This window comes from Streptomyces sp. NPDC059456 (assembly GCF_042750055.1).
Taxonomy (GTDB): domain Bacteria; phylum Actinomycetota; class Actinomycetes; order Streptomycetales; family Streptomycetaceae; genus Streptomyces.
This window is the reverse complement of the sequence record NZ_JBHYVA010000947.1, coordinates 1-2,485: the sequence shown is the minus strand read 5'-3', so window position 1 is coordinate 2,485 and position 2,485 is coordinate 1. Positions and strand designations below refer to the sequence as shown.

Below are 2,485 nucleotides of genomic sequence, written 5' to 3'. Positions count from 1 at the left end.
TCCCGGCGCCGGCGCCCCGTCCCCGCTTCCGCACCCGCCCGGTGACCCCGGGCCCGGGGGGCCGCACCCGCACCCGCACGCGCACCCGCTCGCCGACGGCGACGATGACGCCGACGACGCCGAGCACCCGCCCGCCGGGGTACCCGGGCCCGTGGTCGCCGACATCGTCGCGCAGGCCGTGGCCCGCGGCATGGAGGGCGATGCGCAGGACCTGCCGCGTCTCGCGCCGGTTCGCGGGGCGGCGGCCACCGAAGTGCCGGTGCACCTCCCGTTCCGCGCGGCGGCCCGTCCGGCCGCCCCGCAGGCCCCGGCGGCCGAGCGCGTCCCGCGGGTCTCCCGGCCCGCCCCCGGCCGGCGGGTCCCGCGCGGCGACGAGCGGCTGCGGGAGCACCGCGGTCCCGTCCTGCCCGGCTGGGTCGGCGTCGGCGTCGGCGCACTCGCCCTTGCCGGCTGCCTGGCGGTGCTCTGGCGCGCCGGGGCGGTCCCCGACGCCTTCGTGGCCGCGTTCGGCGCGAGCCCCCGCGCCTACCAGGGGCTGCGGGCCACGCACTGGCCCCCGCTCGCCTTCCTCGGCATCGTGGCGCTGCTCGCGCTCGGCGGTCTCGGCCGCGGCAAGGCCGGGCACGCCTGGGTGCTCACCCTGTTCGGCCGGTACCGCGGCACGGTCCGCCGCACCGGGCTCACCTGGGTCAGCCCCCTCCTGCTGCGCCGCCGCGTCGACGTCCGGCTGCGGCACTGGCGCAGCGAGCCCATGCCGGCGGTGGACTCCGGCGGCCTGGCCCTGCGCGTCGTCGTCCAGGTCGTGTGGCAGGTCAAGGACACGGCCCGGGCCACCCTCGCCGTCGAGGACCACACCGAATACCTCGCCGAGCAGGTCGAGTCGGCGATGGCCCGGGTCCTGTCCCAGCTGCCCGCCGACGCCTTCCACGAGGACGCCCCGACCCTGCGTGATTCCGAGGCGGTCGGCGGCGCGCTGACCCGGATGCTGGCGACCGAGACCGAGGCGGTGGGGATCGAGGTGTACTCGGCCCAGCCGACCCGGATCGAGTACGCGCCCGAGGTCGCCGAGGCCATGCGGCGGCGCCGGGTCGCGGCGATCGACGCCAAGCACCGGGACACGGTGCTGACCTCGGTCGTGGACGCGGTCGACGACACCGTCCACCGGCTGACCTCGCGCGGGCTGGTCGAGCTCGACGACTACGAGCGCAAGGCCCTCGTGAAGGACCTCACCGTCGCCTTCTACACGGGGCGCCCGGAGTAGGGCGCCCCGCGGAGCGCGGGGCTGAGGCGAGCGAACGGGTGGCCGGATCAGACCGGACCACCCGTTCTCTCATTGGTCTGGACATGTCCAACTCCCGTCAATAACCTGGTACTTGGTCTAGACCTGAATCCCCATGCGTGCGCACGCTCTCGCCGTCCCCCCACGCCCAAGGAGCATCATGCGTCCCATCCGCATGCCCGTTCACCTGCCCAGACGAGCCGGCGCCGCCACGCTCGGCCTCGGCGTCATCGCCGGCCTGGCACTCCTCACCGCCCCCACGGCGAGCAGCCACGGCTATACGGACACCCCCATCAGCCGCCAGAAGCTCTGCGCCAACAAGACCGTCTCCGACTGCGGCCCGATCCAGTGGGAACCGCAGAGCGTCGAGGGCTACAAGGGCTTCCCCGCCGCCGGACCGGCCGACGGCCAGATATGTTCCGGCGGGCACGGCGAGTTCGCGCAGCTCGACGACCCGCGCGGCGGCAGCTGGCCCACCACCAAGGTCACCGCCGGACAGAGTTACGGCTTCCGGTGGCAGTTCACCGCCAACCACTCCACCACCGACTTCAAGTACTACGTCACCAAGAACGGCTGGGACCCCACCAAGCCCCTCACCCGCGCCGCCCTCGAATCCCAGCCCTTCCTCACCGTCGCCTACAACGGCGCCCGGCCCGCCATGACCACCGTCCACCAGGGCACCATGCCGAGCGGCAAGACCGGCCGGCACATGATCCTGGCCGTCTGGACGGTCAACGACACCCCCATGGCGTTCTACTCCTGCTCCGACGTCCAGTTCTGAGCCACGGTCCCGACGGCCTCCCCCGACGGGTGACGTTCAATTCTGACGGAACGTCAGCTACCCTCCGGCGGCATGCGGACGACACCCGAAACCGTCGCGGAGCTCATCGCGCGCCAATGGGGCGACCACCGGCCCGGGCTGAAGTACGGCGGCAGCACGGACACCGTCGTGCTCAGCCGCCACCGGACCGCCCAGGAGGCCGCGGCGCGCGCCGCGCTGCTCGTCGGCCTCCTGCCGGCGGACCGGGGCGCCGAACCGCACGTCGGGGTGCCGCTCGACAACACCCCCGAGTTCCCGTTCTGGCTCGGCGCGGCGGCCCCCCCCGGGGCCGCCGGCGCCCGGGGAAACCCCCCCCCCGGCGGGCCCCCCCCGGTGGAGTTAAAAAAAACTACACGAGACAAAGAAAAAGTGTGTGTTATATATGT

At 73.8% G+C, this 2,485-nt stretch carries 2 protein-coding genes and 1 pseudogene; all 3 read left to right on the top strand.

Going from position 1 to position 2,485, the window contains the following annotated elements:
- A partial coding sequence (locus ACFXA3_RS40890) for an SPFH domain-containing protein (RefSeq protein WP_385196281.1) occupies positions 1-1,261 on the top strand: 1,261 nt, incomplete at its 5' end.
- Between the two features lie 193 nt (positions 1,262-1,454).
- On the top strand, positions 1,455-2,060 hold the full coding sequence (locus ACFXA3_RS40885; RefSeq protein ID WP_385196284.1) for a lytic polysaccharide monooxygenase: 606 nt from the start codon (positions 1,455-1,457) through the stop codon (positions 2,058-2,060).
- 72 nt (positions 2,061-2,132) lie between these two features.
- Positions 2,133-2,485 (top strand): annotated as a pseudogene (locus ACFXA3_RS40880) (hypothetical protein); the annotation flags it as partial.